This is a genomic window from Paenibacillus profundus (assembly GCF_021369635.1).
In the GTDB taxonomy this organism is placed as follows: Bacteria; Bacillota; Bacilli; order Paenibacillales; family Paenibacillaceae; genus Paenibacillus_B; species Paenibacillus_B profundus.
Map to the genome: position 1 here is coordinate 130,527 of NZ_JAJNBZ010000010.1, position 25,653 is coordinate 156,179.

General features: G+C 49.8%; 15 protein-coding genes. 13 read left to right on the top strand and 2 right to left on the bottom strand.

The window, feature by feature from the left end:
- Nucleotides 1–52 precede the first annotated feature (52 nt).
- The 3 genes from LQV63_RS14480 (at nucleotide 53) to LQV63_RS14490 (ending at nucleotide 3,700) form a co-directional block, all read left to right on the top strand.
- Nucleotides 53–832 (top strand): ABC transporter ATP-binding protein, encoded by a 780-nt coding sequence (locus LQV63_RS14480; protein WP_019424032.1) that lies wholly within the window; start codon nucleotides 53–55, stop codon nucleotides 830–832.
- Nucleotides 804–2,762: an ABC transporter permease gene (locus LQV63_RS14485; protein ID WP_233697250.1), complete on the top strand. Its 1,959-nt coding sequence runs from the start codon at nucleotides 804–806 to the stop codon at nucleotides 2,760–2,762. The genes LQV63_RS14480 and LQV63_RS14485 overlap by 29 nt, the downstream gene beginning before the upstream one ends.
- Before the next feature lie 185 nt (nucleotides 2,763–2,947).
- Nucleotides 2,948–3,700 carry a hypothetical protein gene (locus tag LQV63_RS14490; protein ID WP_233697251.1) on the top strand — a complete coding sequence of 251 codons (753 nt, stop codon included), beginning with the start codon at nucleotides 2,948–2,950 and terminating at the stop codon, nucleotides 3,698–3,700.
- 92 nt (nucleotides 3,701–3,792) lie between these two features.
- Here LQV63_RS14490 and LQV63_RS14495 read toward each other — a convergent pair whose 3' ends face one another.
- Nucleotides 3,793–6,960 (bottom strand): beta-galactosidase, encoded by a 3,168-nt coding sequence (locus LQV63_RS14495; protein ID WP_233697252.1) that lies wholly within the window; start codon nucleotides 6,958–6,960, stop codon nucleotides 3,793–3,795.
- A 429-nt stretch (nucleotides 6,961–7,389) separates the two neighbouring features.
- Here LQV63_RS14495 and nirB point away from each other — a divergent pair, with 429 nt between their 5' ends.
- The 4 genes from nirB to LQV63_RS14515 all read left to right on the top strand — a co-directional run bounded on the left by nirB (nucleotide 7,390) and on the right by LQV63_RS14515 (nucleotide 13,321).
- A complete protein-coding gene (nirB, locus tag LQV63_RS14500) occupies nucleotides 7,390–9,816 on the top strand; it encodes a nitrite reductase large subunit NirB (RefSeq protein ID WP_233697253.1) in 2,427 nt (808 codons plus the stop codon).
- A gap of 32 nt (nucleotides 9,817–9,848) precedes the next feature.
- Nucleotides 9,849–10,175 (top strand): nitrite reductase small subunit NirD, encoded by a 327-nt coding sequence (nirD, locus tag LQV63_RS14505; protein ID WP_019424027.1) that lies wholly within the window; start codon nucleotides 9,849–9,851, stop codon nucleotides 10,173–10,175.
- Between the two features lie 49 nt (nucleotides 10,176–10,224).
- The gene (locus LQV63_RS14510; RefSeq protein WP_233697254.1) at nucleotides 10,225–11,016 is read left to right on the top strand and encodes a formate/nitrite transporter family protein; all 792 of its coding nucleotides are present in this window, start codon (nucleotides 10,225–10,227) and stop codon (nucleotides 11,014–11,016) included.
- A gap of 901 nt (nucleotides 11,017–11,917) precedes the next feature.
- Nucleotides 11,918–13,321 carry an alpha-L-fucosidase gene (locus tag LQV63_RS14515; protein WP_233697255.1) on the top strand — a complete coding sequence of 468 codons (1,404 nt, stop codon included), beginning with the start codon at nucleotides 11,918–11,920 and terminating at the stop codon, nucleotides 13,319–13,321.
- A 108-nt stretch (nucleotides 13,322–13,429) separates the two neighbouring features.
- Here LQV63_RS14515 and LQV63_RS14520 read toward each other — a convergent pair whose 3' ends face one another.
- A complete protein-coding gene (locus LQV63_RS14520) occupies nucleotides 13,430–14,137 on the bottom strand; it encodes a Crp/Fnr family transcriptional regulator (protein WP_026011201.1) in 708 nt (235 codons plus the stop codon).
- Nucleotides 14,138–14,543: 406 nt separating this feature from the next.
- Here LQV63_RS14520 and adhE point away from each other — a divergent pair, with 406 nt between their 5' ends.
- From adhE to LQV63_RS14550, 6 genes are all read left to right on the top strand, one after another.
- Nucleotides 14,544–17,171 carry a bifunctional acetaldehyde-CoA/alcohol dehydrogenase gene (gene adhE / locus LQV63_RS14525; RefSeq protein ID WP_233697256.1) on the top strand — a complete coding sequence of 876 codons (2,628 nt, stop codon included), beginning with the start codon at nucleotides 14,544–14,546 and terminating at the stop codon, nucleotides 17,169–17,171.
- 461 nt (nucleotides 17,172–17,632) lie between these two features.
- Nucleotides 17,633–19,900: a formate C-acetyltransferase gene (pflB, locus tag LQV63_RS14530; protein ID WP_019422965.1), complete on the top strand. Its 2,268-nt coding sequence runs from the start codon at nucleotides 17,633–17,635 to the stop codon at nucleotides 19,898–19,900.
- A gap of 172 nt (nucleotides 19,901–20,072) precedes the next feature.
- Nucleotides 20,073–20,807 (top strand): pyruvate formate-lyase-activating protein, encoded by a 735-nt coding sequence (gene pflA, locus LQV63_RS14535; protein WP_019422964.1) that lies wholly within the window; start codon nucleotides 20,073–20,075, stop codon nucleotides 20,805–20,807.
- Between the two features lie 319 nt (nucleotides 20,808–21,126).
- Nucleotides 21,127–23,523 (top strand): AraC family transcriptional regulator, encoded by a 2,397-nt coding sequence (locus LQV63_RS14540; protein ID WP_233697257.1) that lies wholly within the window; start codon nucleotides 21,127–21,129, stop codon nucleotides 23,521–23,523.
- 213 nt (nucleotides 23,524–23,736) lie between these two features.
- A complete protein-coding gene (locus LQV63_RS14545; RefSeq protein ID WP_233697258.1) occupies nucleotides 23,737–24,720 on the top strand; it encodes an ABC transporter permease in 984 nt (327 codons plus the stop codon).
- An 18-nt stretch (nucleotides 24,721–24,738) separates the two neighbouring features.
- The gene (locus LQV63_RS14550) at nucleotides 24,739–25,629 is read left to right on the top strand and encodes a carbohydrate ABC transporter permease (protein ID WP_019422961.1); all 891 of its coding nucleotides are present in this window, start codon (nucleotides 24,739–24,741) and stop codon (nucleotides 25,627–25,629) included.
- Nucleotides 25,630–25,653 lie beyond the last annotated feature (24 nt).

Here is a 25,653-nt window from a genome sequence, read left to right on the forward strand (position 1 = left end):
TGGAATACTGACAAAGCATAGGATAGGCAGGACGGAAAGGAGTTTGCTGCTCATGGCTGTATTAAAGGCGGAACAATTATCGAAAGTGTACGGAACGAAAGGGAAGATGACCTATACTGCGCTGCAGGATATTAACTTGCAAGTGGAGGAAGGTGAATTTGTAGGAATTATGGGTCCTTCCGGAAGCGGGAAGACGACCCTTCTTAATATTTTGGCAACGATTGACAGCCCGACATCAGGCAATATTTTTATAAATGGGACGGATCCGACGAAGCTGAACAATCGGAAATTGGCACATTTTCGCCGCCGTGAGCTTGGATTCGTGTTCCAAGATTTCAACCTGTTGGACACGCTAAGCATCAAAGAAAACATCATCTTGCCGCTCGCGCTTGACGGAGTGAATACGAAAGAAATTGAACGTCGTCTGGCAGAAACCGTAAAGTGGCTTGGTATCGAACATATATTGGACAAACGAACTTACGAAGTATCGGGCGGACAGAAGCAGCGCACCGCGATCGCGCGAGCCGTCATCCACCAGCCCTCACTGCTGCTGGCTGATGAATTGACGGGCAACTTGGATTCCAAGTCTGCCAAAGACGTGATGATAGCATTAGAAGACTTGAATGAGAATGCGAACCGCACCATTCTGATGGTGACGCACGATGCCTTTGCCGCGAGCTTCTGCAAACGAATCATTTTTATTAAAGACGGACGTTTGTTCTCGGAAATTCGCCGTGGAGCGAACCGGCAGACCTTCTTCCAGCATATTCTGGATTCGTTAAGCTTGTTAGGAGGGAACTTCGATGACGTTCCGACGGCTCGCTACCAGTAATATACGTGGAAGCTGGCACCGATACAGTGCCTATTTCCTAAGCAGTGCCTTTGCTGTGATGATATTTTTCGTCTACGCCGCATTCATCTATCATCCCGATGTTGTGAACGGAAATATTCGCGGCGGCGATTCTGTGCAGAAAATGATGGTGGCCTGTGAATATTTGATTATCATCTTTTCGTTCTTTTTCACCCTGTACTCCAGTTCGGCATTTTTGAAATCGAGACAGAAGGAATTTGGACTCCTTACGTTGTTCGGAATGACGAAGACACAACTGCGTCGCTTAGTTTTTTATGAAAATATGATCATTTCTTCGCTAGCCATTCTCGTCGGAATCGGAATCGGAACTGTAGCTACCAAGCTGTTCCTGCTGGCGATGTCCCGTATTCTTGGAGTGGAATCTCCGATGCGGTTCTATATCGATTCGTCAGCTATTATTCTGACGGTCGTAGGTTATTTGGTATTGTTTGCTGCGATATCATTGTTCTCTCTCAGAAAAGTAGGTCGTACGCAGATTATTGATTTAATACACTCGGAGAAGCAACCGAAGACGCCGCCAAAGTTCTCATGGGTGCTTGTTATTTTGGCACTGTTCTCCTTAGTGCTGGGTTATGGATTGGCGTTTGTTACGAACATCGAACTGTTTATCGCAACGGCGCTGCCGACGATCGGATTTACGGTGCTTGGCACGTATTTTTTATATACGCAGCTGAGTGTCGCGATCATCAGGCTTTTGCAGAAAAATAAAAGTTTTTACTACCGCCGAACGCATTTACTGAACGTGTCGCAAGCGGCGTATAAAATGAAAGACAATGCGCGGGTATTATTCAATGTCTCGATATTGTGCACCGTCATCTTGACGGCAACAGCGACTTTTTATGCGTTTGATCAGGGGATGAAGCAGCAAACCCTTGCAGGTAATCCTTATGTATTTACATTAGGTACGCCGAAAAACGATATTCCTGTACTCCTTCCTGAGCTGGTGAAGGGATGGGGGCAAGATGATGGGTTCAAGGTTACGGATTATGCCGAGGTTCGGCATGTGCGGGTTGAACTCAAAGGAAAACAATTTGAAGACGACTATACCGGCATGATTTCCGTATCCGACTATAACCGCTTGGCCGATATTCTGCATACGGACCAATTGTCCGTCACCGGAAAGGAAGCGATCCTCGTCAATCAATCGAGGTACGGGATGTACGGAACTGAAGTGATGGAAGAACCGATAAACGAGAAGAAATATATAGGTCCCATGAAGGCGACCATTAACGACACCGAGCATAGCATGGTGCTGCAAGTAACGAAGCGCTTGCAGCAATCGGTTCTGGATCCGGGGTACTACGGGTTCAACCTGCTCGTCGTGGAAGATCCGGTCATCGATCAGATGTATGCAGCGTCTCCGTCCCGTACGGCTCGCACCATTCAATTGTACAATTGGAGCAACTGGGAGAACTCCATAAAGCTGGAACAGAAAATTCGCGACCACCTGCCGAAAGAAGGAAGCTATTCGATTACAAGCCGCGTAGAGATGTGGAATGATTATAGGCATGCGACATCGTTGACGCTGTTCATCGGCATGTTTATCAGCTTGCTATTCTTTATCGCTAGCGGAAGCGTCATTTACTTTAAATTGTTTACGGAGCTGCAGGATGATCAAGCTCATTTCAGGGCGTTAACGCGCATTGGGTTGTCGATTAAAGAGATCCGACACGTCGTGACGGTGCAGGTCGGTCTCATCTTCTTTGCTCCTTGCCTGGTTGGCAGCATGCATACGATATTCGCCATGAAGACGCTAAGCAACCTGTTGATGACAAACGTGATGTGGTACGCTCTCATCGTGGTCGGCATGTTCGTGCTGATGCAGACGATTTACTTTTTAGCTGCCCGGCGCACGTACATGAAAAAAATATTGGAGGAAGTTGTCATATAAGTGCATGTTCAAAAGGGGGCTTTTTGAACAGCCTCTATAAAAATGTCATCATATCGCCGGCCCATGTTGTCGATAAATGAACAAACGGACATTTTTTGTTACGGGATTGATACGATTTCTTGCTCTCTTTGCTGCATAATAGACTTAGAAGTCCGATGTATGCAGTTGAAATAGAGGGCAAGAAAGTGAGTGAAGGCATGATAAATCAGACGCTCAACTACATTAGGCGTGTACAGAGGAGAGGAACGCTTATCGCGTTGCTGCTGCTTCTTTTTACCGCAGCGTGTTCTAAAGCACCTGATCAAAATGACATGATATCCGAAGAAAATCCAGTTCCGACACCAAAAATTGCGATAAAAATTGATGGCGGATCCTATATACCAAATTTATCTGAGCATATATCGTTGGAGTGGAAGTCCGGAATGACGGTGTCCGAAGCGTTAAAGCAATCAGGCTCCGTGAAATTAGCGGAAGATAACATCACGATCGCATCTGTCGGGGACGTGTCGTTGGACTCCAAGATGGGGTGGGGCATTCTGTTGAACGATGAGGAACTGCGGAAGCCCGAGTCCATGGAGAGCAATGTACAGCCAAGTGATTCGATCGTCGTATTTGTGAAACGACATGATGTAAAAACGAATGCGGTTCCTTCTCCCGGATTCACGCTACGAATTGAGGGGGGGAAGACGGTGCCTGAAATTACAAATTCCTACGTTGTGTCATGGCAGGAACAGATGAAAGTCAGCGATCTTGTTGGGGAATTTGCTCAAATTCAGTTATCTTCAGACGGAGCAGAAGTGACAAGCATCGGCAAGAAGAAGCTGGACAGCTCCGTAACGGTCAACATTAAAGTGAATGACAAACAGTTGCAGCCGGGTGAGGGGATGGAGCAGATTCTTGAACCGGATGATCGTGTGGAATTGATTATTTCGCCCTGACGAACCATGATGTATGAAGAAAAAGCCCCTGAATTCAGAATTGTCGCAAGACGAGCTGAATTTCAAGGGCTTCGTGTATTGTTATGGTTAGACTAACATGCGGAATGTGAGTCAATATCTACTTCGTGCGGACGATAGACTGCGATGATGTCACCTTTCTCATCTGTGGCAAACATCACAGTTCGCTCACTCTCAAGCTCAAAGCTGTAGGAATGCTTATGAACCGGATGGGAGATGCGCACGTTAACAGGTTGGCTGTATTCGGATACGAAAATGTACAAATCGCCAGCGGCGAAGGATATACGGCGTCCGTAAATGCCGCTAATGTCTTGTCCTTCTTCCCATTCCATCTCTTGTCCGATTCCAGCCGTCTTCATAGCATAATCATACAGCGAGGCAATGGAAGCGGGGCGATCGTTCCATTCCACCGGCAAACCGATCCATAATAATGTCCCTTTGCCGATCTGACGACGGATGAGCGACGGACATGCTTGCGTCCCAACTGTGCTATCGATTTCCTTATAGACCTGCATAATCTTCTTGCCGCCATAGGATAACGGAATGCAGTCGCCCTCAAGCAGGAAGCACTCTTCCCGTAAAATGTTATGCAGCTGCCGCTCGCCGACGAGGCTGTCCCAGCGCGAAGACGGCTGCCAATATTCGTTGCGCCCGACCGGTCCGGTGACGAGCAGAGTGGCGCCGGTATGTTCTATGAAGCTGAGCAGCTTATGAAGAGCATCATCCGTCAAATGATGGGCGGACGGAACGATAATGAGCTGTGCCGGCTGAGCGTATAATGCATCCAAATGAAGCTCACCGAGTGCGCGGAACGGTGACTTAAGCTCATAGGCAAGCACACGCGAGGCTGACGAAGTGGCTTCGACCGCCATTCTGCGGTTGGATAAATCGTTAGATTCCGGATAGATAACGACGACAGGCTCCAATTCCCGCTCTTTGAACAGGGAAGCTGTGTCTTTCATGAATGCGCCGAAATCGTAGGATACATCGGCTTCGGGCTTCTCCGTACCGTCTGCCCGCAGCGCACCGATATTGGATTCGTTGACGTTGTTCATATAGAAATTCGTGTTCCAAATCCATTGAATGGCTCCGGCACAGCCGGTAGAGAATGCATAGGCGTATTTGCGCTCCAGTATGTTGCGAAGCTGCTCTTCGGAGCGCATCGCCATGCCGTCCGGGGTCAGCGCGTACATGATGCCCGTTTCTTGAATGATGTTCGGCTTATACGGTGTCTTCGTAAATACGCTGTCCCACACGATCTGATCATACATCCACCAGGAGTGATTGGACGTATAGTCAACCGCTCCTTCGTAGAAGAACGTGCTTGGACGTTGGGAAGCGAGCGCTTCATCCTGTCCAACGCAGACCAACTGCTGCGGTTGAAAGGACGAGATCGTGTCCCGCATCGCGTAGACCCAACGGTTGAACATGTTCATCGAGAACAGCGCATAGTCTAACCAGCGTGTTCCTTTTTTCTCCCGTATCATATCCTGTGAATTGAAATTAATGTCTTGCGGCTCCGGCGGCACGATAGCCCCGAACCCCGGCACCTGATCCGGTGTCATTGCCCAACGTTCCTGCAGCAGCCGAATATCGCCTTGATATCGTTCCTTCAGCCATTCTCTGAACGCCGCAACCTCGTATTTATCCTTCGCGCTGCGCGGTCCGGCGAACACGCGCTTCGGATCGAATACGGACGGTTCGTTAATCAAGTCCCAATGCACGTGGGTGGAATGACGATGACGTTGTACAATGGCGCCGATGAATCGTTTCTGCGCTTCCACGCTGCGCGGATCAAGATACGGATTGGACCCTTCCCACAGTTCTGGTGCGAAGGAGAAGAAGTTGAAGCAGACCTCAATGCCATGCCTTTTGGCCGTCAGGAAGAAGGCGTCGATCGCCCGCAGCACATCCTCGGCCGGATGGCCGTCCACATACATCACATGACGATAAGCCGTCCAGATTCCAGTTCGAATCATGTTGATGCCGGCCCGCTTCATCTGCGCCATATCGCGATCCCATACCGCTGCGTTCGGCAGAAAAATGAACTTGCGCGCGACATCGCTGGACATATACGTCATGCCGACTATCGGCATCGGTTCGCCGTCGCGCTCGAAATAATCGCGGCTGACCGTTAAGAAGGAGCCGCTTCTCAGAAGCGCTTCATCCCGGCACCAGAACCCTTGATGGAGATGACGCACTTCTCCGAGGCTGCTGCGCAAGCTTGCAGTTGCCCGGTACATCCCCGGCTCTAATAGTATGTCAGGAAGGAAGGACATCACTTCCAGCTCCCTGCCGCAAGCAAGCTCTAGCTTTTCCTCCCATAGAAGGTTACCGCTATCATCATACAGCGTCAATTCCCCCAGCCACGTGATGGGACGGTCTTCCGCGTACTCGCTTCCTCTCAACAAAGGAGTGCCATTGCGGTAAGCGTGTCTCGCTTGCGGCAAATATTGCGATTGCAGCGTCAATTTCGGTCTGTCACCCGGATCGTAACAAGCGACGCTTGGCTTCAACCACCATTCGCTTACACCTTGTGAGCAGTATTCAGCCCAGTCGGTTAATTGCCTGATAGAAGACAGGTTCCAGAAAGCTTCTGAGAGACGCTGATTGACGAACAGCCAGCGTGATCCGGAGAAGGTGCCCTTCGTATTCTCGAGCAGGACGACCGGCGCGCCGATTTCACGCTGATCCTTGGATACAGCCGTCACGAGCGGAGTAATGTGTGCATCCATCGATCCTGCCGACCCATGTTCTCCTGGGCAATCGTCGTTCCGTGTCACCCACAGCACGAAGCTGCACGTTGGCTCTTTCTCCCATGCGAAGACCGCATCGGCGAAGAGAGGACGTTCTTCGTTCGCTACAAAGCGGGAGAAGCGTTCGTCATTAACAGTCATGCATTCATGGATTTGCAGCTGCTGGTGATATGCGGTCTGTTCCGGTTCGGCAATCCAGCTGTTGCCGTCCTGATAGACAGGAGTGCGGAATGGCGCTCCGCCAATGCTTAACAGATTCCCGCCCCGTTGCAGGAAGGACAAGATTGATTTCCAGGCATGCTTAGGGAAATAAGGGGCGTGAAGATTGATGAACACTCCGTCTTGAAGACCATCTAGCGTCTCGGACAAACGATCCGCTTGCACAATATTCCACTTTTCAGTAAGCGTTTGCAGAATGTCCGAACGAAGGGGATCCATAGATATGGGCATGTTAGGATCATACAGACATACATAAGAAAGACTCATATTATATAGCTCCTTTATTCATTGCAGTCAGCAAATTGTTCACAACCCATTATAGTTGAAGGCACATGGTTTGTCTTTATAAGATATTCCTATTTTTAAATTAATAGTGCACCCTTTGAGCCCTATGATCCGGAATATTGATGAACCGGCCATTTGGATGAACAAATTGTGACAAGCCGATAGCAGATTTTTAAATTTGTGAATATTGCCATAATCGGAGTGAGTGTAATCACACTACGGGTTCATATATTTCCAGTAAGATACAGGTGTGATCAGCGTATCATGACTATGAAGTTCATTGGGAACATGCAGCTAGATAGAGATAGAGGAAGAACGGCACATTTCGTTATATTATGTGAAAAATAGAACATGTACATGTTTGTAGTCCGCTTGCTTACATCATGCGGGGCGATGGAGGAGGAACCAATCATGAAACGGAAACTGCAATTGGTCGTTATTGGAAATGGGATGGCGGGAATGAACGCGGTGGAGCAATTGATGAAGCTGACCGACAGCTGCGACATTACTGTCATCGGTCAAGAGCCGCATCCAAATTACAACCGCATTATGCTGTCCTACGTATTGGATGGCAGCAAGACGATGGATGATATTGTCATCAACCCGCGTGCTTGGTACGACGAAGCGGGCATTACACTTCATACGGGCACGACAGCGACTAGGGTGGACACGACCCGCCGCGTCGTCGTGATGGACAACGGGCACGAAGTCGGTTATGACCGTGTCATTATTGCCACGGGTTCGACGCCGTTCATCCTGCCGGTTCCAGGAGCGGATAAACAAGGCGTCATCGGATTCCGCAGCATAGAAGACTGCGACCGGATGATGGAGGCTGCGAAGCTGTACAAAAAAGCAGCCGTTATTGGCGGTGGCTTGCTAGGTCTCGAGGCAGCGAAAGGTCTCGTACAGCTCGGAATGGACGTAACGGTTGTCCATTTGCCGGATTTCCTGATGGAACGGCAGCTGGATGAGAAGGCCGCCCGGATGCTGCAGACGGAACTGGAGCGGCAAGGGCTTAAGTTCGCGCTCGGCAAACAGACGCAGGAGCTGATCGGGGGCGAGCGAGTCGAAGGACTGCGCTTCAGCGACGGTACCGAGCTGGAAGCGGAGTTCGTCGTTATGGCCGTCGGCATCCGCCCGAACGTGGAGCTTGCTCGTGCCAGCGAACTGGCCGTCAACCGCGGCATCGTGGTTGACGATTATATTCGCACCTCAGCACCGGACGTATATGCCGTAGGCGAATGCACGGAGCACCGCGGTGTGTGCTATGGCCTCGTCGCCCCGTTATTCGAACAAGGGGCGGTGTTGGCTAAGGGATTGGCTGGAGTGGAGACGAAGCCGTATGAAGGCTCGGTATGCTCAACGAAGCTGAAGGTGTCCGGCGTGGACGTGTTCTCGACGGGTTTGTTCCTGGAGACGCCGGAATGTGTATGCGTGACGTTCCACGATGCTTGGAAAGGGACCTACAAAAAAATCGTCTTAAAAGACAACGTCATCGCTGGCGCGGTGCTTTTTGGCAATATCGATGACGCATCAAAATTGGAACGGCTCGTCAAGCAAGGCGCGGAAATGACGGAGGAGCTCTACAACGAACTGACCGGAGCAGGAGGTTGCTGCGGCACCAAAGCGAATGCGGCAGCCGACTTCGCCGACGATGATATCGTATGCGGCTGCAACGGCGTCACCAAAAAAATGATTGTGGACGCCATCACGGAACAGGGCTTGACGACGCTCGACGAGGTGAAAGCCTGCACAGGCGCATCCCGTTCTTGCGGCGGATGCAAGCCTTTAGTAGAACAACTGCTGCAGCATGTGCTCGGGGACGGCTTTGAAGCTGGAGGGAGCAAGCAGGGGATATGCGGCTGCACGACGATGTCGCGCGACGAGATTGTAGCGGCTATTCGCGAGAAGGGGCTCCGCTCGACGAAAGAGATCATGAACGTGCTCGACTGGAAGCAGGAGGAAGGCTGCTCGAAGTGCCGCCCGGCACTGAACTATTACTTGGGCATGATTTGGCCGCAGACGTATCAGGACGAGAAAGAATCGCGCTTTGTCAACGAGCGCATGAACGCGAACATTCAGAAGGACGGCACCTATACAGTCGTTCCGCGCATGTACGGCGGTATGACGACACCTGCGGAATTGAAGAAGATAGCAGACGTATCATTAAAATACAATGTGCCGCTTGTGAAAATGACAGGTGGACAAAGGATCGATATCGTCGGCGTGAAGAAGGAGGATTTACCCAGCGTATGGGAGGAGCTGGATATGCCTTCCGGTTATGCCTATGCCAAGTCGCTGCGCACCGTCAAGACTTGCGTTGGCGCGACTTATTGCCGCTTCGGCACGCAGGATTCGATGGGAATGGGCGCACTCTTGGAACGCAAGTTCGAGCGCATTGACTATCCTGCTAAAGTAAAGTTCGCTGTTAACGGCTGCCCGCGCAACTGTGCTGAATCGTGTACGAAGGATATCGGCATCGTCGGTAACGACGGCGGATGGGAAATTTATATCGGCGGCAACGGCGGCATTAAGGCGCGTCTGGCCGACTTGCTCTGCAAGGTGAAGACAGATGAAGAGCTAATTGAAATTACAGCCGCAGTCCTACAACACTATCGCGAAACGGCAAATTACTTGGAGCGCACTTCGGACTGGGTGGAACGAATCGGATTGGAACACATCCACAAGACGACGGTCGAAGACGCGGAGGGGCGCAAACAACTGGTGGCACGGATGGATGAAGCATTATCGTCGCGTTCAGAGGAACCGTGGCAGCAAGTTATCAGCGATAAAGGGCTGCGCGACAAGATGTTCGGTAAAGTCGTCTTTCAACAATAACGGAGTTAAAGTGGTGAAGGGAGCGTTGGCATATGGCAATAAATAGGGAAGCGGCATGGGTTGCCGTAGGCAAGCAGGATGACTTCATGCCCAGAGTAGGGCGTGTCATATTAATCAACGGCGTAGAGGTAGCCGTATTCCGCACGACGGAGGCCGTATATGCAATTGAGAACCGCAGTCCGCATCCGAAAGGCGGACCGTTGAGCGAGGGGATCGTGTCTGGCCATTATTTGTACGATCCGCTGCACGATTGGAAAATCGATCTGCGCGACGGGTGCGTCCAAGCGCCCGATACAGGGCAGGCGCGCACTTTCGCGGTTCGGGTTGAAGAGGATTCGGTTTATATCGCTGTGATGTGAACCGTTAAGCGTTGCGTTTCGGCACACACGCTCGAAGGGAGAGAAACCCATGTATACACCGACATTGGAAAAAATCAATGAAACAGTCGAAGCAAAAAAGAAGCTGATGTCCAGCGGGTTGCTCCGGTATGTGGTGGCTGCAATGCTTGCAGGGGCGTATGTCGGATTTGGAATCGTGCTCATTTTCACAGTGGGCGGCAACTTTAAAGCAGCAGGATCGCCCGCCGTTCCGATGGTGATGGGCATGTCGTTCGGAATCGCGCTCACACTCGTCATCTTTGCGGGGTCAGAGTTGTTCACCGGCAATAACATGCTGTTTACAGTAAGCAGCTTATCCGGCAAAACACCATGGATGCAAACGTTGAAAAACTGGGGTATCGTCTTTGCCGGCAATGTGCTCGGAGCGGTTCTGTTCAGCTTGCTCATTAGAGCTTCAGGCGTGTTCGGCGGCATTCCGCCAGAACATTTGCTGTTCGCAGCGACGGCGAACAAGATGAGCATGCCGGTGACGGAGTTGTTTTTTCGCGGAATTTTATGTAACTGGCTCGTCTGCCTGGCCATTTGGACATCAATGCGTGCAAAGGAAGACGTCGCAAAGCTGCTGCTCATCTGGTGGATGCTGTACGCGTTCATCGCCATCGGGTTCGAACATAGTGTAGCCAACATGTCGCTCATGACCGTGGCGCTGCTCTTGCCGCAGCATCCGGACACGATTACGCTGGCGGGCTGGCTGCACAACATGGTGCCCGTCACACTCGGCAATATTATGGGCGGGGCCGTTTTCGTCGGAATGGCCTACTGGTTCATCAGCCCGGTAAGAAGCGCTCGCAGCAAATCCTAGAACCTAAGCAGCAAATAAGTGAAAAAGCAAAGCAGCTTAGAACCCAATAGCGGATAAGTTAATAAGCTAACCTATAATCATTTAATCCTTAAACCTTAATCCTTAATCTTGAAAATCTAGAAGTCCGGAGCGAGAAGTCTCTTGCTCTGGGCTTTATTTATAACGATTGTGATATGCAACCGCGCACCTATCAGAACGGGAAATGACACAGGAAGAAGACGATACTGCATAAGAGCTTATAGTGCATAGCACCACTCTCCCCGCGACTCAGAGGCGAAAAGTAACGTGTAGGTTCGCGACCTGGATTTGGACAGTGTTATTAACTTTCGACACCAAGACGATGTTGGAAATGAGAGTGATGCGTACCGTGACATAAGCTTTTCCCCATACATCAATTCAGAAACGCATGTAAGCCTGAGCGTAGGGTAGAGTGGTGCTAAACCCCAAACGGCAAGTGTTGTGAAATGATCTTAGTGGAGGGAAATGTGACACTGAGATACGAACGCTGCAGTCTTCTGACGTAAGGGTAGAGCGGCGTTAAACCCCAAACGGCAAGTGTTCTGAAATGATCTTAGTGGGGGGGATATGACACTGAGATACGAATGCTGCAGTCTCCTGACGTAAGGGTAGAGTGGCGCTAAAGCGCAAGTGACATAATACCGTAAACTGGAAGTGTGGGGGGGAGCGGGGCCAGTGGCGAACGGCGGCACTTCATTTTCTCATCGATCAGCTCCGATAATGCTAGGTGTACACATGTATTTTGTGAAAAAAGTAAAGGGGTAGAAATTTGTATGTTGCGTCGGGCCTCCTTGATCTGGTTTACTAGGGATGTACCATGTTAGCGGAAACATTTTGATTTCGAACCGGCTGGTTCAGTTCCATAATGGGAGGTTACAAGCAAATGAGTGAAGCGACACAACATGACGATGCACAACAGGAAGAGCAAGTAGTGGAACAAGGCGTGCACAACTTCAGTGCGAAAGACGAATGGGTGAAACCGGAAGACCCGAAATTGCAAGAGCGTCTGGAATGGTTCAAAGACCAGAAGCTTGGCTTCATGATGCACTGGGGAACGTATTCCCAATTGGGTGTAGTGGAATCTTGGGCGCTTAGCGACGAGGATGCAGAGTGGTCCCGGGACGGAATCGATTGGGATGTGGATGGCGAAGAGCTGAAGCAGCAATATTTCGATCTGAACAAGACGTTCAATCCGGTCCGTTTCCAACCGGACGTATGGGCCGACTTGGCGGCGGAAGGCGGATTCAAATATTTGATTTTTACGACGAAACACCATGATGGGTTCTGCATGTGGGATACGAAAACGACTGATTACAAGAGTACGGGAGCGGATACACCGTTTCACTCGCACAAATATGCTGACATTTGCAAGCATCTGTTCGATGCGTTCCGTGACAAAGGATTGGCGATTGCAACGTATTTCTCCAAAGCGGATTGGCACACTCCATATTACTGGGCGCCTAACATGGAACGAGGAAACAAGACGTGGCGCGGACCGTCTTACAATCCTAAGGAGCATCCGGAGCTATGGGAAAAATTCGTTCAATTCACTCATGAGCAAATCATGGAATTATTGACGAAATACGGTCGAATTGATGTGCTGTGGCTGGATGCTGGATGGGTGAGAGAAGGCAGCAGAGTATGGCAAGATATCCGCCTCGGTGAAGTCGTCGATCGTGCGCGCGAGCAACAGCCGTGGCTCCTTTCAGCCGACCGGACGGTAGGCGGACCGTACGAGAATATCATCACGCCGGAGCAAACGATCCCTGAAGGACCGATGGATGTTCCGTGGGAAAGTTGCATTACGATGGGCACGTCGTTCTCTTTCAGATATGAAGATAAGTACAAGCCGACACGGCAGCTCGTGCACATTTTGCTCGAAGTCGTGGCGAAAGGCGGAAACCTCGCGTTGAACGTCGGTCCACAGCCGGATGGACGGCTGCCGGAAGGGGCTATTGTCCGGATGAAGGAAATGGGCGCGTGGATGAAGACTTACGGCGAGGCTGTTTATGGCACTAGAATTTGTGCGCCGTATTTCACGAAGCAGTGTGCGTTCACCCGCAAAGGGGATACGGTATATTGCTCGTACTTGTACCCATCAGACAATACGCCTGTTAAGGAAAACGTATTCATTCCATACACTGACGCTGTAGGTAAAGTGGAATTGGTTGGAACGAATGAGGTGCTGGAATTCAACCGTGTAGAGGATGGAGTATCGATTACTCTCCCGTTATCTGCGCTCGGGGATAAAGCTCCTATTGCTCATGTGTTCCGCATTACTGCCTAGCGACGATTGTATTTTTGTGACACATAATGTTATCGGTAAATCAAAGAAGAGGGGGCTGACGCCCCTCTTCTTCATTTCTAAAGATACAGAACTTATAAATGTGGCCCATTAAATGCGGCATATCTCCTTCGGACACATCTCACAGTGGCAAATCTCCTGTAAATGCTCGAGCTCGCGAATGACGATCATGCCGTTCTCGTACTCGACTACTCCTTTTTTGCGAAGGTCGCTGAGCATGCGGTTGACACTCTCCCGGGTAGCTCCGATCATGTTGGACAGGTCGGTATGTGTAATCTTCTTGTTGATGAGAATGCCGCCGTCTTCCAGCTCTTCGCCATACGTATTGGAGAGGCGGATCAAGGTTGAGCACAACGCTCCCGGCTTGCCGTACATCATTAGGTCGCGGAATTTCGTCTGGGTTAGACGATGGTGGATACCCATCCATTTCATGAAATCAATGGAAAAATCACAGTGCTGGCATATTAGAATTTCAATATCCTTCTGTTCGATTAGCCAGACATCGGCTTCCTCGACCACTTCGGCCGTGAAGTTGTGCTTCGTGCTATGAAACGGATCCACCTGACCGACCAAATCGCCAGCTTGATACATGTATAGAATTAGCTCTTTCCCTTCATCCGTCGATTTCGTAATCTTAATACGGCCGCTCTTCAGCAGGAACAGCTTGTCGGAGACGTCGCCTTCCCAGAACAGGTGAGAGCTATCTGGATAAGTGCGGTCTTTGGCTACACTGATTAAACGCTCCACATTTTGGTCCGAGAAGCACGATGTGTTACAAGGCTCTTGAAATCGTTCCATGATGTTAGTCACTCCATTCTCCTCCAATTTGTCTATTTCAATTTTTAGTTATTATGACCCAAGGTATTCCATGTGACAAGTTTCACTATTTTATACGATAATACTATCATGGAGGTTCCAACGAAAGATGTCAATTTAATTAGGTTAAAAATTAGTTACATTTTTGCGAAAATGCCGTGATCATCATCATAATAATAAGAAGAAAAAAGAAATCATAAAGAAGTTTGCGTTGTGATGTAGATCACATACCGAATTGAAACCATCGGTTACAATGAATATGTGAAATGATTCACAATCAATAGTAAGCAAATGAACCTCGGATAAGGCCGTAACAGACCAAACACAGACATGAAGAGAGAAACCAAGTCTAAGGTTCACACTTAGTCCTTGAATGGAGGCGGAGAGAATGGCAACGAAACCAGAAGTGAAAGCTACAGAGAAAAAGACAGAGCAAACCGCAAATGTCGAGAAGCACATCCAGCAACTGATTGACCGCGCGAAGAAGGCGCAGGAAGCATTCATGGATATGGATCAGGAGCAAATCGACAAAGTGGTTCAACAAATGGCGTTGGCAGGCTTAGACAAACATATGCATCTCGCGAAAATGGCTGTGGAGGAAACGGGCCGCGGCGTATACGAGGACAAAATTACGAAGAACATCTTTGCTACGGAGTATATTTTTAACCACATTAAATATGAAAAAACAGTAGGCGTTATTGAAGACAATCCGAATGGCGCCTACATGAAGATAGCCGAACCAGTCGGTATCGTGATGGGGATTACGCCAGTAACGAATCCGACATCGACGACGATGTTCAAAGCGCTCATCTCGATTAAGACGCGCAACCCGATTATTTTCGGGTTTCACCCTTCGGCACAGAAATGCAGCGCGGAAGCGGCTCGCATTTTGCATGATGCAGCTGTGAAATATGGCGCACCGGAACATTGCATCCAATGGATCGAGTTCCCGTCGATGGAAGCGACGAACACGCTCATGAACCACCCGGAGGTAGCGCTCATCCTGGCAACAGGTGGCGCGGGCATGGTTCGTTCCGCATACAGCTGCGGCAAACCGGCGCTTGGCGTTGGTCCCGGCAACGTGCCTTGCTTCATTGAAAAGACGGCAGACCTGAACCAAGCAGTAACTGACCTGATTCTGTCCAAAACATTCGACAACGGGATGATTTGCGCATCCGAGCAGGCGGTTATCATTGAAGAGCCAATTTTCAATCAGACGAAGAAGCTGATGCAGTCCCAAGGCTGCTACTTCCTGAGCAAAGAGGAAATCGGCAAGCTGCAGGGCAGTGCCATGAAAGCCGAAACGTGTGCAGTCAATCCAGTAATTGTCGGCCAGCCGGCGACGAAGATTGCCGAGATGGCGGGCATCAATGTGCCGGACAACACGAAGATTCTCGTGGCCGAGCTGGAAGGTGTCGGACCGAAATATCCGCTGTCCGCAGAGAAATTGAGTCCCGTGCTTGCCTGCTATAAGGTGAAAACGGCACAGGAAGGTATCGACCGCGCTGCAGAAATCGTTGAATTCGGCGGCATGGGCCACTCTTCGGTCGTCCACACGAACGATGACGACGTTATTGCGAAGTTCTCGGACCGCTTGCAGACAGGACGCATTCTCGTCAACTCGCCATCCACGCATGGCGCCATCGGGGACCTGTATAACACGAACATTCCGTCCCTGACGCTCGGCTGCGGTTCTTACGGCCGCAACTCGACGTCCTCGAACGTAACGGCGGTGAACTTGCTCAATATTAAACGGGTGGCGAAGCGTACAGTGAATATGCAGTGGTTTAAAGTGCCAAATAAAATCTACTTTGAAAAAGGGGCAACCCAATACTTGGCGAAAATGCCGGACATCAGCCGCGTCATGATTGTTACCGACCCGATGATGGTGAAGCTCGGCTATGTAGAAAAATTGGAATACTACTTGCGTCAACGCCGCAATCCGGTCGTTATCGAAGTGTTCTCCGATGTAGAGCCGGATCCGTCCACCAAGACGGTTGAACGCGGTACGGAAATGATGCAGAGCTTCCAGCCAGACTGTATCATCGCACTTGGCGGCGGATCGCCAATGGACGCAGCGAAGGGCATGTGGCTGTTCTATGAATATCCGGATACGGAATTCGACAACCTGAAGCAGAAGTTCCTTGATATCCGCAAGCGGACTTATAAATATCCGCGACTCGGCAAAAAGGCGAAATTCGTGGCCATTCCAACCACGTCCGGTACGGGTTCGGAAGTGACTTCGTTTACCGTCATTACGGATAAAGAAAAAGGAAACACGAAGTATCCGCTGGCTGACTATGAATTAACGCCGGACGTAGCCATCGTGGATCCGGAATTCGTATATAGCTTGCCGAAAACTGCGGTAGCCGACACCGGTATGGACGTGCTTACGCATGCGATTGAGGCGTACGTGTCTGTTATGGCGAGCGATTACACCGATGGCTTGGCGATTAAAGCTATCCAGCTTGTATTTGCGAATCTAGTGAAATCTCATCATGAAGCATGTCCGAAGGCGCGCGAAAAAATGCACAACGCTTCGACACTTGCCGGTATGGCGTTCGCGAATGCCTTCCTCGGCATCAACCATAGCTTGGCGCACAAATGGGGCGCGCAATATCATACGGCACACGGCCGCACGAATGCCATTCTACTGCCGCACGTCATTCGCTACAATGCGAAGAAGCCGACGAAGTTCGCTTCGTTCCCGAAATACGACCACTTCGTGGCGGATGAGCGCTACGCGGAAATCGCACGCATCTTGGGATTGCCTGCCCGCACGACGGAAGAGGGCGTGAACAGCCTTATCAAGGCGATTCGCGACATGAACCGCGAGCTCGGCATTCCGGAATCGTTCCAAGCCATCGGCTTCGACGTGAAGGATTTCGAATCCCGCGTAGACTACTTGGCAGACCGCGCGTTCGAAGACCAATGTACGACAGCGAATCCGAAGCTGCCGCTCGTGACGGAATTGGCGGAAGTGTACCGCAACGCCTTCTACGGACGGTTCGAGTAAGAACGCAGTAACTGAAAGCATGACAGCCTAATCCACCTTTCCTTTATACAGCAGCGAAGAGTCCAGCCCTCTTCGCTGCTATTGTCTGTCATTATGAAAACACGGACATTGTTTTCAACTAAAATTGAACAATAAAATGTGATTAATTTCATGGAGGACAACTATATTGTGATATAAATCACATTAACTGTACGTGAAAAGAGGTACAATTAAATCACAGCAAGGGAAGACAAAAATGAAGCATATTATTTCTTTCTTTGTCAGCCGCACTTAGCAGGAAGTGACGCTTCGCTGGAGAAGTAAAAAGCGAAAGAAAAAAATTGCAGCTTCTAAAGTGAAAAACGTCACAAAATGTAAGATTAGGCATTACAATGAATGGGTATGTACATGATATTGCTAGGTGTGAGCGTTCTGGATTGTTTACAGCACATACAGATAATCAAATGTATGGAGGGATTACGATGTCGGTGATTGAAAAGAACATGACTGAAGTAAAAACAATGGATCCATGGCGTGGGTTCAAAATGGGAAAATGGCAAAGACACGTAGATGTGCCTAACTTCCTTGATGACAACATTTTGCCTTATCATGGAGACGAGGCGTTCCTCGCGGGCCCGACTCAGAACACGAAGGACCTGTGGGAAGTTGTAAGCCGTCTGACTAAAGAAGAGCGCGACCGCGGCGGCGTATGGGATGTCGATGTAAACACTCCTTCGACGATCACATCGCACCAACCGGGCTACTTGGATAAAGATAAAGAAAAAGTGGTCGGCGTTCAGACAGATGCTCCGTTCCGCCGCTCCATTCAACCATTCGGCGGCATTCGCATGATGATTGACGCTTGTGAAGCATACGGCTTCAAAATGCCGGATGAAATTGTTAAAATGTTTACAGACATTCGCAAAACGCATAACCAAGGCGTATTTGATGCATATACTTCCGAAATGCGCGCAGCACGCAAAGCCGGAATCATCACGGGCTTGCCGGATGCTTACGGTCGCGGCCGCATCATCGGCGATTATCGCCGAATCGCATTGTACGGTATTGACTACTTAGTTCAACAGAAGAAGCAAGATTTGAAAAACCTTGAAGTGGACGCAATGGATGCTGATACCATTCGCGACCGCGAAGAAATCTCTGAACAAATTCGTGCACTCGGCGAATTGAAGCAACTGGCAGAAATGCACGGCTTCGACATTTCCAAGCCAGCCGTGAACGCGCAAGAAGCGTTCCAATGGGTATACTTTGGCTACTTGGCAGCCGTTAAAGAACAGAACGGTGCGGCAATGTCCCTTGGTCGCGTATCTTCCTTCTTGGATATTTACATTGAACGTGACTTGAAAGAAGGCAACTTGACAGAACAAGAAGCGCAAGAGTTAGTTGACCATTTCGTCATGAAGCTGCGTATCGTTAAGTTTTTGCGCACACCAGACTACAATGAATTGTTCAGCGGTGACCCTACTTGGGTTACAGAATCAATCGGTGGTATGGGAATGGACGGAACGACTCGCGTCACGAAGAACAGCTTCCGTTTCCTGCACACCTTATATAACTTGGGACCAGCTCCAGAGCCAAACTTGACGGTACTGTGGTCCACGAAACTGCCTGAATCGTTCAAAAAATATTGCTCGAAGGTTTCGATTGAAACAAGCTCCATTCAATATGAGAATGATGACCTGATGCGTCCGTTCTACGGTGATGACTACGGTATCGCTTGCTGCGTATCCGCAATGCGCATCGGTAAGCAAATGCAGTTCTTTGGTGCTCGCGCCAACTTGGCAAAATGCTTGCTGTACGCTATCAACGGCGGTAAAGACGAAAAATCCGGCGCTCAAGTCGGACCAGAACTGCCAGCGATTACGAGCGAAGTGCTTGATTACGACGAAGTCGTGAAACGTTTCAAGCAAATGATGGATTGGCTTGCGAAGCTGTACATGAACACGCTCAACATCATTCACTATATGCATGATAAATATAGCTATGAACGTATCGAAATGGCATTGCATGACCGTGAGATTCTGCGCACGATGGCTTGCGGTATTGCAGGACTCTCGGTAGCGGCTGACTCCTTGAGCGCCATTAAATTCGCAAAAGTCAAACCAATCCGCAACGAGCAAGGCATCGCGGTTGACTTCGAAATTGAAGGCGACTACCCTTGCTACGGCAATAATGATGACCGTGTAGACGGTATTGCAATTGAGTTGGTTGAATCGTTCATGAATATGATTCGCAAACATAAAGCATACCGTGGCGCATTGCCGACACAATCGGTTCTGACCATTACGTCGAACGTTGTATATGGTAAGAAAACAGGTACAACGCCTGACGGACGCAAAGCCGGCGAACCGTTCGCACCTGGTGCGAACCCAATGCACGGCCGTGATAAGAAGGGCGCGCTCGCATCGCTCAGCTCGGTAGCCAAGCTGCCTTACGAGCATAGCTTGGACGGCATTTCGAACACCTTCTCCATCGTGCCGAAAGCATTGGGCAAAGAGCTTGACGCTCGGAAATCCAATCTTACGTCGATGATGGACGGATACTTCGGCAGCGGAGCGCATCACTTGAATGTCAACGTATTCGACCGTGAGCAATTGCTCGACGCGATGGAACATCCAGAGAACTATCCACAGCTGACGATTCGCGTGTCCGGTTATGCGGTTAACTTCATCAAGCTGACTCGCGAACAACAAATGGATGTCATTAACCGTACATTCCACGGTTCGATGTAACCGAATTAAGACAGCAACATATGTGAATAATGAAGGAGGGGGAGCAGCCATACCCGAGCAACGCACCTTGCGGTGTTTTCCGGGAGGGCGCCCCCTCTTGCTTTTTCACTAGACATATGTTGATATGTATGAATGACCTCGTGGAAAGCAATAGAGAAAGGACCGTGATACGATGATTGGACGCATACATTCTGTAGAAACGTTCGGCACGGTGGATGGGCCAGGAATTCGCTTCATATTATTCATGCAAGGCTGTGCGTTAAAATGCCAATATTGCCATAATCGCGATACATGGAGTTTGAATGACGGAAAAGAAATGACGATAGAAGAAGCGTTGTCCGAAATCGAATCCTATTTGCCGTATTACCGCAGCTCTGGAGGGGGCTTGACGGTGTCTGGCGGCGAACCGACGCTGCAAGGGCCATTCGTCAAGGAACTGTTCCGGCAAGTGAAGGAACGTTGGGATTTGCATACAACACTCGATACGAACGGTGTTAATGATGTCACAAAGCTTGCGGACCTGTATGATTTGACGGATCTCGTGCTGCTCGACATTAAGCATATCAACAACGAGAAGCATATGTCCCTCACCGGTGTTCCGAATACGCGGACGCTGGAAACGGCGCGTTGGTTATCGGATCACGGGAAGAAAATGTGGATTCGCCATGTGTTTGTGCCGACGATTAATGATGCGGAAGAGGACTTGCTTGAGCTCGGTCGTTTCATCGGATCGTTGCAAGGCGTTGAGAAGGTAGACATCCTGCCATATCACCAGATGGGCGTATACAAATGGGAGCATCTCGGTGAGAAATATCCACTCGAGGGCGTGCCTTCACCGACAGCAGAAGAAGTGGAACGGGCACAGCGACTTATCGATCAGGGGCGCATGGAAGCGGCGAAGCATTGATTGCTCTTATACAATAATAGGAGCCGGGGCACTATCTCAAGAGAGGTAGTGCCCTTTTTGCGTTGTTCTTTCTGCTTGCATTGGATTGTGTCCAGTAAAAAAGCAACGGATGCCTTTTTACCGCCCAATTCGAACATTTTACTGTATATTCTCTAGTGGATCTTGTTTGCTTCAAAGGTAAAATTTAAAAAAATGAAAGATTGTACAAGCGAATTTCATCAATCCAATTGGAACCATCTAAAAAATTGCCACACATTATGTTCAGCTGTGTTTTTTTCTGGTATGGTAGTAACAAAAAAACCGAATGGGGGCCTATTGCATGCCGAAATCATCCGAACAAACCATTCGTGCAAGCGGTTCCATAAAGGAGCGTCTCCGCTCTATCTGGACGAAAAAGCTGATGGGGAGGCTGTGGATCCGTTTTTTGCTGCCCTATTTGCTCTTCTTAATGTTAACGCTAACTGCGGGATGGATTGCTTACCGGGAGACGATTGATGTGCTGGAGCGGGAAGTGCTGGAACGGAACGATAAAGCATTGAATCAAGCGCAGACCTTGCTCGAAACGCGGTTCGCTGAAGTGGAGTCGATCGTGCAACAGGTGGCCGATCATCCGAAAATCAAAGGCTTTCAAGTGGTGTCGGAGCCATTTGCCGGCACGAATACGTACAAAGTGATGGCGACCCGCAGCGCGCTTGACGATTACAGCGTCAGCAACCGTTTTTTGATGGATTATTTCGTTATCTTTCAGAACAGCTCACTCGTCATTTCACCTCATCGGGTGGAATCTATCGACGCCTATTACGGTGATGTGCTGCGGTATAAAGATTGGGATGTTGAGCAATGGAAGCAGGAAATGCTAAAGACCTTTCATTTGAAGGATTTTATCGGCATGAGGACGGTGCGCTACAGGCAGACGGAGGAGCAGATGGTTACGTATGTTCGGTCGCTCGGTTACCCGGGATATTATCAAGGAGCCGTCGTTGCGCTTATTCCGCATAAAGAAATCGAGAAAATACTGCATAGCATCGATGTGAAGCAAGGCGGCACAGTTCGCATTATTGATCAGCAAGGTGAAATGATCGGCTCAATCGGGAATGGTAATGAGGATTCCATAAATAAGTTGATCTCTCGCTCCATGTCCATGAGTAATTCGCATTACCGCACAGACATGGATGGACAGGATATGCTCGTCTCGCAAATTACTTCGGAGAAGACCGGCTGGACGTATATTGCGGCGCAGCCAGCGGCCGACGTCCTGAAAAGCGTGTATGCCATCAAGCGTACGACGTTCACGCTCGTCGGAATATCATTAGCTGTAATCGTGCTGCTCGCCTTATGGTTGTCGCATCGGAACAGCCGTCCGCTGGAGCGGCTCTACTCATACGTGCACACGTTCGCGAAGCCGGGCATGCTGCTGCGTGGCAAACGATCGGATATATTCGCTTATTTACGCGACGCGTTCGCTGAGATGCTCGAGACGACGAAGACGCTCGATCAGAAGCTTACTGAGCGTCAGGAATATGCGCGCATGGCTGTGTTCGATAAATGGCTTCGCGGCGGCTATGCGACGGAGCAGCAGCTGCAATCCTCGCTTGAGCATGCGGGTCTGGAGCGGAACGCCTCCCGTTACGCGGTTGCGCTGCTGCAGCTTGGCTGGCACGGAGACGATTGGAGCACATCCGTCCTGCATGAGATGGAGCTGAAGCGGCTCGTCGTCATGGATGAAGCGTTCGGTATGGCCTGCGTGCCTTGTGACGTACACGATATCGAGCAGGACCAAGTCGCGCTGCTCTTCTATAACACGCATGCGGAGGGACAGACAGCACGGGAGGATGAGGCTGTCCGCTTCAAGCAAGAGATTGAACATACGCTGCACGAGCTGTGCAAGCGGCTGAAGCAATCGCATGTTACTCCGATCTGTACGATTGGCGGAATGGTGTCGAGACGTCTTGATGTGCCGCGTTCGCTAGAGCAAGCTCAGCAACTGCAGTCGGTATTCGAGCGAGATGCTGAGTCGGCATGGACATGGTGGGATGAACAAGAATCGGGACGTGAAGATTTGTACGTGTACAGTCCGGATGTCGAGCTGCGCCTCATCCATGCGGTTCGCGGCGGCAATGAAGAAGAGCTGCTGCAGGTGCTTCATACGACTCGCATAGAGAATTGGGAGAAGCAGCACCTGTCCTGCATGATGAAGCAATGGCTGCTTATGGATTTATATTCGACAGCTATGAAGCTGTCGCAGACGGTAGATGCGGCGATGCTGGTCGAGAACACGGTATTCCAACAGAAGCTAATGAAGAAAGGAACGGATCTTCACAAGCTGTTCCACTCAATCGAGCAAGAGTTCGTTCATATGTGCCGCCTCGTTCATGAACGCAAGCGGAGCAGGAACGAGACGCTGTTCGAAGATATGACAGCATATATCCATGCGAACTATGCCGATTCTTCACTTTCTCTGACGGCGGTGGCCGATGAATTGCACGTGTCCGAGGCGTATGTCTCTGCCTTCTTCAAAGAACAGCGCGGCATCAATTTCTCTGATTATGTGGAAGAACTGCGACTGGAAGCGGCCAAAACGATGATTAAGCAAGGACTGCCTGTGACGGCAATAGCAGAGCGGGTCGGATACAATTCACTCAACTCATTCAGCCGGGCTTTCAAGCGCAAACACGGCATGAGCGCTAGCGAATATCGAAAAATGTTAAACATATAAAAAGGGAATAATGCACAATCCAAAAAAGTGAATAAATTGTGAAAATCGCTTCTTTCCTCGGGTTTCGGCCACGTCATACAATAGGGGCACGATTAACACGGTGAGCGCTTCCGTTCAGCAGAGCAACACTGCTGATTGTAAGCGCCATCATTAAATCGTGCCAAAGCAAATATCAAAGGTGGATCGAAATTCTGAGGAACAGGAGGTGTGTCCTTGTCTGAAAAACGACAGCAAGAAACAGTGCGTTCGCTTTCCGAAACAGAAGTCAGTGGCGACCACAAAGCATCCATCGCGTTGGGCGCTTATATGAAGCGTTCCTGGCAGTTGTACGTTTTATTCCTCATCCCGCTTCTGTACGTCGTTATCTTTAAATACGGGCCGATGGTCGGCGCGCAAATTGCATTTAAAGATTATAACGTCGTTAAGGGCTTGTGGGCGAGCGATTGGGTCGGAATGAAGCATTTCGTGCGATTTTTCAATTCGTATGATTTCTGGCGCATCATGGAGAATACGCTGTTCATCAGCATTTACTCGCTTGTCGTCAGTACGCCGCTTCCGGTGCTGCTTGCGCTCAGTCTAAACGCAGTCCGCATCCGATGGTTCAAAAATACGGTGCAAATGGTCAGCTACGCGCCGCACTTTATTTCGACCGTCGTCCTTGTCGGATTGCTGCTGCAATTTATGGATCCGCGCACCGGGATGATCAATCAGTTGTTCGGCTTGTTCGGAATCGATCCGGTACATTTTATGGGCGAAATGAAATATTTCAAGTCCATTTATGTATGGTCGGGCATATGGCAGCATATCGGCTTTTCCTGCATCATTTATTTGGCAGCGCTCTCAACGGTGGATCCTGCGCTTCATGAAGCGGCTGTATTGGATGGCGCTGGACGGACAAAGCGGATCTGGCATATCGATATGCCGGCCATTTTGCCTATCGCTATGATTTTGCTCATTCTGAATACGGGCCAACTGCTTGAAACCGGTTTTGAAAAAATTTATTTGATGCAGAACCCGCTCAACCTGAAGACATCCGAAGTGATCGATACGTACGTGTACAAGATCGGCCTGTTGTCGCAAGCGATGAATTTTTCTTACGCTACGGCTATCGGACTGTTCAAGTCGGCCATTTCGCTGGTGCTTATCGTAACGGTGAACTACACCGCCCGCAAGACGGGGCAGGAGAGCTTATGGTGATGCGAAAGGAGGCAGACCATGGACACGTTATCCGCTGCCAAAGGTGATCGCCTGTTCCATATCGTAAACAACGCCGTGTTAGGTTTGTTTCTCATTATCGTCCTCTATCCGCTCCTATATGTGCTGAGCGCTTCGTTCAGCTCGTCCAGCGCCGTTATTTCGGGCAAGGTGTGGCTGTGGCCAGTGGATTTCTCACTGGAAGGATATCAAGCGGTATTCCGTCATCGCATGGTATGGACGGGATTGCAAAACACGATAATCTATACGGCGCTCGGCACGGTCGTGAGCTTATTTATCACGATACTCGCTGCCTATCCGTTGTCCCGCAGCGACTTTAAAGGTCGGCGCGCGTTCACGCTTCTGTTCGTATTCACGATGATGTTCAACGGGGGGCTCATCCCGTCGTATCTGCTCGTACGAGAACTCGGAATGCTGGATACGATCTGGGCGATGGTCATACCGACGGCGTTGTCTGTCTGGAATGTTATGATTATGATGACTTATTTTCGAACGAGCATTCCGAAGGAACTGCTTGAATCCGCCCAGATGGACGGATGCAATGACTTCATGTTCCTGCTGCGCATCGTACTTCCGTTATCCGGACCGATCATCGCCGTTGTTACATTGTTCTACGGTGTCGATCAATGGAACCAATACTTTAATGCGCTCATCTTCTTGAAAAAGGAGAAGCTGTTTCCGCTGCAGCTTGTGCTGCGAGACATCTTGATACAGAACCAGGTAAGTCAGGAGACACTCGGTGACGTGCAGACGGCAGCCGCCCGGCAAGGCTTGCGCGAGCTGTTGAAATATTCATTAATCGTCGTATCCTCCGCGCCGTTGCTCGCTGCTTATCCGTTCGTGCAGAAGTATTTTGTCAAAGGAATCATGATTGGCTCGATTAAAGGATGATCACACAGAATGAATAACCATTCA